Annotated in this window: 7 protein-coding genes; 2 read left to right on the forward strand and 5 right to left on the reverse strand. The window is 57.7% G+C overall.

Going from position 1 to position 7,010, the window contains the following annotated elements; translation table 11 throughout:
• The 3 genes from D8V06_RS07490 to D8V06_RS07500 all read right to left on the reverse strand — a co-directional run.
• Positions 1-263 (reverse strand): ABC transporter permease subunit (locus D8V06_RS07490; protein ID WP_153189253.1); only part of this gene is annotated, 263 nt, incomplete at its 3' end.
• Positions 264-455: 192 nt separating this feature from the next.
• Entirely contained in the window at positions 456-1,382 is a 927-nt protein-coding gene (locus tag D8V06_RS07495) for a glutamate/aspartate ABC transporter substrate-binding protein (RefSeq protein WP_130907748.1), read from the reverse strand.
• Positions 1,383-1,659: 277 nt separating this feature from the next.
• The gene (locus D8V06_RS07500) at positions 1,660-3,285 is read right to left on the reverse strand and encodes a glucan biosynthesis protein D (RefSeq protein WP_130930719.1); all 1,626 of its coding nucleotides are present in this window, start codon (positions 3,283-3,285) and stop codon (positions 1,660-1,662) included.
• A 415-nt stretch (positions 3,286-3,700) separates the two neighbouring features.
• On the opposite strand from D8V06_RS07500, the gene D8V06_RS07505 reads away from it, so the two are divergent.
• A complete protein-coding gene (locus D8V06_RS07505) occupies positions 3,701-3,886 on the forward strand; it encodes a hypothetical protein (protein ID WP_056855252.1) in 186 nt (61 codons plus the stop codon).
• 175 nt (positions 3,887-4,061) lie between these two features.
• On the opposite strand, the gene D8V06_RS07510 is transcribed toward D8V06_RS07505, so the two are convergent.
• Together D8V06_RS07510 and D8V06_RS07515 are read right to left on the reverse strand one after the other, a co-directional pair.
• The gene (locus tag D8V06_RS07510) at positions 4,062-4,562 is read right to left on the reverse strand and encodes a Bro-N domain-containing protein (RefSeq protein ID WP_130930720.1); all 501 of its coding nucleotides are present in this window, start codon (positions 4,560-4,562) and stop codon (positions 4,062-4,064) included.
• A 631-nt stretch (positions 4,563-5,193) separates the two neighbouring features.
• Positions 5,194-6,678 (reverse strand): amino acid permease, encoded by a 1,485-nt coding sequence (locus D8V06_RS07515; RefSeq protein ID WP_056855254.1) that lies wholly within the window; start codon positions 6,676-6,678, stop codon positions 5,194-5,196.
• A 56-nt stretch (positions 6,679-6,734) separates the two neighbouring features.
• On the opposite strand from D8V06_RS07515, the gene D8V06_RS07520 reads away from it, so the two are divergent.
• On the forward strand, positions 6,735-6,941 hold the full coding sequence (locus D8V06_RS07520) for a hypothetical protein (RefSeq protein WP_130930721.1): 207 nt from the start codon (positions 6,735-6,737) through the stop codon (positions 6,939-6,941).
• Positions 6,942-7,010 lie beyond the last annotated feature (69 nt).

Below are 7,010 nucleotides of genomic sequence, written 5' to 3' on the forward strand. Positions count from 1 at the left end.
ACCAGGAAGTACCAGATGAACAACTGCACAAGCAGCGGCACGTTGCGGAAGAGTTCGACGTAGCAGGTGGCGATGCCCGATACGATGCGGTTCGGCACGGTACGCATGACACCCAGGATCGAACCCAGTGTCAGGGCGATGATCCAGGCCGCGATGGCGATGCCGATGGTCCAGGCCAGACCGGACACGTACCAGTCGAGATACGTCTCGCTGCCCACGCCGGTGGACTTGAAGAACACGCTCCAGTCCCAGTTGTAATTCATTAGGGTCTCCCCTCAGATCGATCGATGTACAAGTACCCGCTTGGGGAAGCTCCGTTCCCGCCTGAACTCGATGTTCAGGCACACGCGATCGGCTCGACAGCCACCGGTCCGAGTGTTTCCTAAAATGCCAGCAGGGAGTGACAACCTCCTGAAAGGGCCTGGGCCCTGTCAGGAGATAAGGTTAGTCAGAAATCAGGACTTTTTTTCCGCAGACTTGTCGTCAGCCGCTTTATCGGTCGGATTGGCGATCAAGGCCTTGAGCTCGTCGCTCATCGGGAAGTTCAGGTTCAGGCCTTTTGGCGGGATTGGCTGCATGAACCATTTTTCGTAGATCTTGTTGATCTCGCCCGATGCGTAGGTGGCCTTGATGGCGTCATCTACAGCCTTCTTGAACGGCGCGTCGCCTTTGCGAACCATGCAGCCGTAGATTTCGTAGGACTGTGGAGTGCCGGTCACGGCCCAGTCAGTGGCTTTCTTGGCCTTGGCTGCTTCACCGGCCAGCAGGGCGTCGTCCATCATGAACGCAACGGCGCGGCCGGTTTCCAGCATCTGGAAGGACTCGCCGTGGTCTTTGGCGGAGATGACGTTCATGCCCATCTGCTTGTCGGCGTTCATCGCCTTGAGGATGCGCTCGGACGTGGTGCCGGCGGTGGTCACGACGTTCTTGCCTTTGAGGTCGTCGAAATCCTTGTACTTGGAGTCAGCCTTGGACAGCAGGCGAGTACCGATTTCGAAGATGCCGACGGAGAAGTCGACTTGCTGCTGACGCTCGACGTTGTTGGTGGTGGAACCGCACTCGAGGTCCACGGTGCCGTTCTGTACCAGCGGGATACGGGTTTGCGAAGTCACCAGGTTGTATTTGACCTGGAGGTTCGGCATGTCGAGGTCTTTTTTGATGGCTTCGACGACTTTCAGCTGGATGTCGTGGGAGTAGCCGACCGGTTTGCCGGAAGCGTCGGCGATGTAGGAAAACGGAATGGAAGCGTCGCGATGGCCCAGGGTGATGACACCGGACTCTTTGATCTTCTTCAGGGTGCCGGTGAGTTCGGCGGCGAAAACTGGCGTGCTGATCAGAGCGGCAGCAATGGCTGCGCCCAGGATATGGGGAACGATGCGCATCAAATTTTCCTCGACATTGTTTTTTTTATGGAGCCAGTTGGCCGGCCCTTTTGTGCTGCAAAAATGCCTGGGCGCTACGTGAGTTCGCGCAAAGGACATTCGTCGAAGAAGTGTAGAGCATGACTCGTGCCAGACCAGTGTCAATTGGTCAAAGCATTGATTTATAAGGAAATTAAATATTTATGGCGGTGTTGTTGTGATGAAAAAATCCGGTTAACCGAACCGACCCGCAGGTCGCGTTCGGAAAACCGAATGGTGGCAGGGTGCTACCGGTTCATCAGGTGTATTTGCGCTTGTCCGGAGCGGGCGGGAAGTACTGGTACAACCAGGTTTCACTCAGCGTACGGTCGTTGGTACGGATGAACAGGCGCATCTCGACGGGAGCGACGCTGTCATTGGTCGGGTACCAGTCGAAGAGGATGCGGTAGCCCTTGATGTCGTCCAGCTTGAGCACGCTGAAATCCTTGACCTCGCCGTTTGAGCACGTGACCACCGGTTCGATGCCCGTGCCTTCAGGCAAGCGGTCCAGGCCGCCACCGTTGAAGTCCACGGCAAAGCGCCGTGCCCAGACCGGTGGATAGTGTTCGCCAGGCGCCCAGCCTTCAGTGAAACCGCCCATTCCCGAACGCGTGGCATGAACCCGCGCCAATGGCGTGCCGACGGGTGGCAATGCGCTCCAGTACAGCTTGTAGCCGTAGTTCAGTGAGTCGCCGGCAGCCACCGGTTTCTTCGGCGTCCAGAAGGCGACGATGTTGTCCATGGTTTCGCCGGTGGTAGGGATTTCCAGCAGATCGATCGAGCCTTCGCCCCACGCCGTGGTCGGTTCGACCCACAGGCTTGGGCGGCGGCTGTACCAATCGACGGTGTCCTGATAGTTGGCGAACTCGTGATCGGTCTGCACCAGGCCGAAACCTTTCGGGTCGGTGTCGGCAAAGGCGTTGAATTGCAGGGTGGCCGGGTTGTTCAACGGGCGGCAGATCCACTCGCCGTTGCCGCGCCACATGGCCAGGCGATCGGAGTCATGGATTTGCGGGTGAATGGTGTCGCACATGCGGCGCTCGTGGGTGCCGCAGCTGAACATGCTGGTCATCGGCGCGATGCCCAGTTGATCGATGGCGGTGCGCGCATTGACGTGGGCATCGACCTCCATCACCACGCGCTCGGCCTGGCAATCGATGTCGAAACGGTAGGCGCCGGTGGCGCTCGGCGAATCGAGCAGGGCGTAGACCACGAAGCGGGTGCTGTTCTTGTCCGGCGTCTCGAACCAGAACTTGGTGAAATCGGGGAATTCTTCGCGCTTCTTGGCGTAGGTGTCGATCGCCAGACCACGGGCCGACAAGCCGTATTGGCCAGTGGCATCAACTGCGCGGAAGTAACTGGCGCCGAGGAAAGACACCACATCGTGCTTGTCCAGCTCCGGCGCCTTGAACAGCTTGAACCCGGAAAACCCCAGGTCGCCGGTCAGTTGCTTGGTGTCGACCGTGGTGTTTTCGTAGTTGAACAGCGACGGGCGGAAATGCACTTCGCGCGCCATGCGGGTTTTCGGATCGACACTGTACATGCGCACCGGCTGCTTGAAGCCCATGCCGACGTGGAAGAACTGCACGTCCAGTTGGCCCTTGTTGTCCTTCCACAACGAATGATCGCCGTCGTAACGGATCGCATTGAAGTTCTGCGGGGTCATCGTCGCCAGGGTCGGCGGCAGCGCTTGTTTGGTGTCCTGATAGCGATTGCTGGCCAACTGCTTGGCCTGCACTTTCAGCGCCTCGAAATCGAAGGCCCTGGCTTCACCATCGGCGGTGCCGGGGGCAGCCCAGGCGCGGGCGGCAAGCAGGCCGGAGGCGGACAAACCGGTGTAGGCAGCGATGGCCATGGAGGCTTTGAGCAAGTTCCTGCGATGCATAAATACAACCTGTCGTTAACAATCCCGCGCCGTTCCTGGCACGTGCTGGATCAGAAATATCGGTTCGGACATGCCTTCGGCCAAACGCAACGGACTTTAAAACAGATGCCCGCTAGCTTAAACCGTTCGATTGCAGAGCAAAAATGATTGATGGCACCACGCTGGCGCGGCAATGAAACAAGACATGTCGGGAAACATTTCCGACAGCACCTTCTGATTTACAGGGCATTTCTGCTTTTTTCGACTAATTACTCTAAAAACCGCTTTTCAGCGCCCGGATTATTTCTATCCTGTGTACATGACCGGTTTATGCCCTTCGGGCCGGTGCGGTTCAGCTGACATGAGGCGCTGCTGAAAAAGGATTAGGGCGATGCGGTTTCTGAAGTTTTCTTTGACGTAGAGAAGGACATCGTCCATGTCGAAAGTACAAGGCATCACCGAAATGTTGGGAATCTTTCCATGCCTGGCCAGCGGCCGGCGAAGACGTCGTCTGAACAGTGAGGAAATGAAACTGGTGGAACGCTATCGAGAGTTGTCGGAGAGCGACCGGATCGCGATGAGGTATCTGGTGGATGCGATGAGGAGTGTTTCGAGGTTTTGAAGCAGGGCTGGTTACCGTGAAAGCCATTTGGCTTTTACGTTGGCCAGATCCATCAACTTGCTGTGGCGAGGGAGCTTGCTCCCGCTGGGGCGCGTAGCGGCCCTCGCTTTACCTTCAAAACGAGGACTGCTTCGCAGTCCAGCGGGAGCAAGCTCCCTCGCCACAGGTCATGCACTCAAGCCCTAAAAGCCGGAGAAGGTCGCTGTCCATGCATCAACTCAGGCATGTCGCGCCACTTGACCCAGGCGTGATGTTGGTAATGCAGCAAAGGCACTGAGACTCCGGCCCAATTCAATGAGCTAAGGCTGGGCAGGTTTTCCATGGTTTCTGATTTCGCGGCACGCATCGAGGGTATGACCTCGTTACTCAACCACTGGCGCAGGTTGCGGTTTTCCGGGACGAAGTGGTGAACCAGTAAGGCGTACATACCTGATTCGCTGACCATCAGGGTTTCAACTGTTTTGCCGTCCTTGAGCAACCAGACTTTGCGGCGTTGGTCGGGGTCGAGTTTCAGGGTCAGACGTTCATTCAGTGGTTTGCCCATCAGGCGACCAAGATCCTGGACACAGAACCAGGCTTGATGGTCCTGCATGAAAGCGTGGAGGAAGCGGTTGTGGCGGGTGAAGACGGTCGGATCGAAATAGGGACTAGGCGAGCTTTGAGGATGCATTGGCATGGCGTGAATTCCGTTTTGGTTTGGAAAGTCGCCACCAACCCTTCGACAGGTTGGGTGGCGGACCGAGTGGCGTTCGAAGTCGGGACACTTCCAGGTCAAAACGGAAGCCGAAAGGCCCGCGCCACACGGCCCGCCATAAAACAGAACTGAAGGCAAAAACAGCCACAGTTCTATGGGGGCGCGCAAGCACCGTTTTGACGTGTTCCGGCTTCGACTCCGGATCGCTGATTTGGCAGCGACGGGACAAAGCCTATCGGTCAGGCGCTCGCGGCGCCAAGTCTACTCTGGCGACGCTTGTTGTAGGAATCGGGGGATTTTCAGGAAGGGCGGATCTGTAGGAATTTCCTGTTTTTGTGCCGGCTGCAGAGAAGCTGCACATGATGGGCAATTTTTCCGCTATCTATTCGAATTCTCATCCACCTAACCGCTGTGCATCAGGAACAGAGTGATGACTGATAGTGAAAACGAATGCGTAAGTTTGAAGCCCTGGATCGCTTCGAAGCTGTACGGTGTAAAGCCGATATCAAATGGCGTACGGATGATCTGATGATTTTGCTGCGTGGTGACGAAAGTGGTTGCTCGATGGGCAGAGCTCGCCCCGGGACCCCACATGATCCCGGAGCGATTTGAATCAGCGACTAACCTTCCACGCATCCCCCGCAGGCGCCGTACCGTGATCATACGGTTTGGCAATCCACATGTAGAGCAACCCCAAACCAATCACGATGGCCGTGCTCAGGACCATGGCGTAGTTGATGTACCACGCGGCATCCGGGGTGCGTGGCCAGGCCATGTTGATGATGGCGCCGACGCCGTAGACCAGCGCGCCGATGTTGACCGGCCAGCCCCAGGCGCCGAGGGTGAATTTGCCGCTGGGCTTCCAGCCCTTCATGCGGGCGTACAGGGCAGCGAGCACGATCATCTGGAACGCCAGGTAGATGCCGATCGCAGCGAAGCTGACGATGGTGGCGACCGCGTCTTGCAGGAAGAAACCGAGAATGATGATCAGCGCCGGCAGGACGCCGGAGACGAACAGTGCGGCCACCGGAACCTGAGTCGCAGGCGAAATCTTTTTCAGCAGCCGGCTGCCGATGACCATTTCGTCGCGAGCGTAGGAGTACAGCAGACGACTCGCCGCCGCTTGCAGGCTGATCACGCAGGAGATGAAGGAAATCATCACCACGGCCATCACCATTTTCGAGCCGACCGGGCCGAAGGCGTTGTTGAGGATGGTGCCGACCGGGTCCTTGTCAGTGCCGTTGATCACCGCTTGCATGTCCGGCACGGCCAGGATCAGTGCCAGGCAAGCGAACATCGCTGCGATACCGCCGATGTAGATGGTCATGCGCATGGCCACCGGGATTTTCTTGCTCGGGTTCGGGGTTTCTTCGGCCACGTCGCCGCAGGCTTCGAAACCGTAATACAGGAACATCCCCGCCAGTGAAGCGGTGAGGAATGCCGGCAGGTACGAGCCGTTGATGCTGATGTCGAAGGTGTTGAACAGCACGCTGATCGGCTGATGACGTTCGAAGAGCAACAGGTAGACGCCAACGATCACCGCACCGACCAGTTCGCAGAGGAAACCGAACATGGCGATGCGCGCCAGCGTCTTGGTGCCGCTCAGGTTGACCAGCGTGGCGAACAGCGTCAGTACCAGGGCAATGACGATGTTGGTGTTGTTGCTCGGCTCAAAACCGAGCATGGCGGCGAGGTAAGGACCTGCACCTACCGCAACGGCGGCGATGGTGACGCACAGGGCGATGGAGTAGATCCAGCCGACCATCCACGCCCAGCGTTTGCCCACCAGGCGACGAGCCCACGGGTACACGCCACCGGAAATCGGAAACTGCGAAACCACTTCACCGAAGATCAGGCACACTAGCAACTGGCCGCAACCGACCAGCAAATAAGCCCAGAACATTGGTGGCCCGCCAGCGGCGAGGCACAAGCCGAAGAGGGTATAGACCCCTACCACCGGCGAGAGATAAGTGAAGCCCAGGGCGAAGTTTTCCCACAGGCTCATGCTGCGGTTGAAGTTGGAGGTGTACCCCAGTTTGCGCAGTTGCTCGGCATCGCTGTCGGCAATGGCTGCAGAGAGATCGGGTGATGCACTCATGTGTGTTTGCTCCGGGAAATCGGCAGATTTCGGATGTCCGAGGCCGTGGCGGTGCCATGGAGGCGCCGCCCGGATCGGTGGTTATTGTTTTGACTTCTTTGGTGTGGCGCCTGGTGCTGCCTGGTGTCGGTTTCTTCCCTGAGATTGCGGTGACGCCATCGCGGGCAAGCCATGCTCCTACGGGTTTTGTGGCGTGCACCCATTCTGCCAACGACATCAATCCTGTAGGAGCAAAGCTTGCTCGCGATGCTTTTAATGCTTGAACATCACATGCCGTACGACGGTGTAATCCTCGAGCCCATACATCGACATGTCCTTGCCATAGCCAGACA

Source organism: Pseudomonas sp. Sample_24, from assembly GCF_004307605.1.
In the GTDB taxonomy this organism is placed as follows: Bacteria; Pseudomonadota; Gammaproteobacteria; order Pseudomonadales; family Pseudomonadaceae; genus Aquipseudomonas.

What these genes read in the sequence shown, in the direction of transcription:
- D8V06_RS07495 (WP_130907748.1), bottom strand. Translation starts at nt 1,382, where the DNA reads ATGCGCATCGTTCCCCATATCCTGGGCGCAGCCATTGCTGCCGCTCTG.
- D8V06_RS07500 (WP_130930719.1), bottom strand. Translation starts at nt 3,285, where the DNA reads ATGCATCGCAGGAACTTGCTCAAAGCCTCCATGGCCATCGCTGCCTAC.
- D8V06_RS07505 (WP_056855252.1), top strand. Translation starts at nt 3,701, where the DNA reads ATGTCGAAAGTACAAGGCATCACCGAAATGTTGGGAATCTTTCCATGC.
- D8V06_RS07510 (WP_130930720.1), bottom strand. Translation starts at nt 4,562, where the DNA reads ATGCCAATGCATCCTCAAAGCTCGCCTAGTCCCTATTTCGATCCGACC.
- D8V06_RS07515 (WP_056855254.1), bottom strand. Translation starts at nt 6,678, where the DNA reads ATGAGTGCATCACCCGATCTCTCTGCAGCCATTGCCGACAGCGATGCC.
- D8V06_RS07520 (WP_130930721.1), top strand. Translation starts at nt 6,735, where the DNA reads ATGGAGGCGCCGCCCGGATCGGTGGTTATTGTTTTGACTTCTTTGGTG.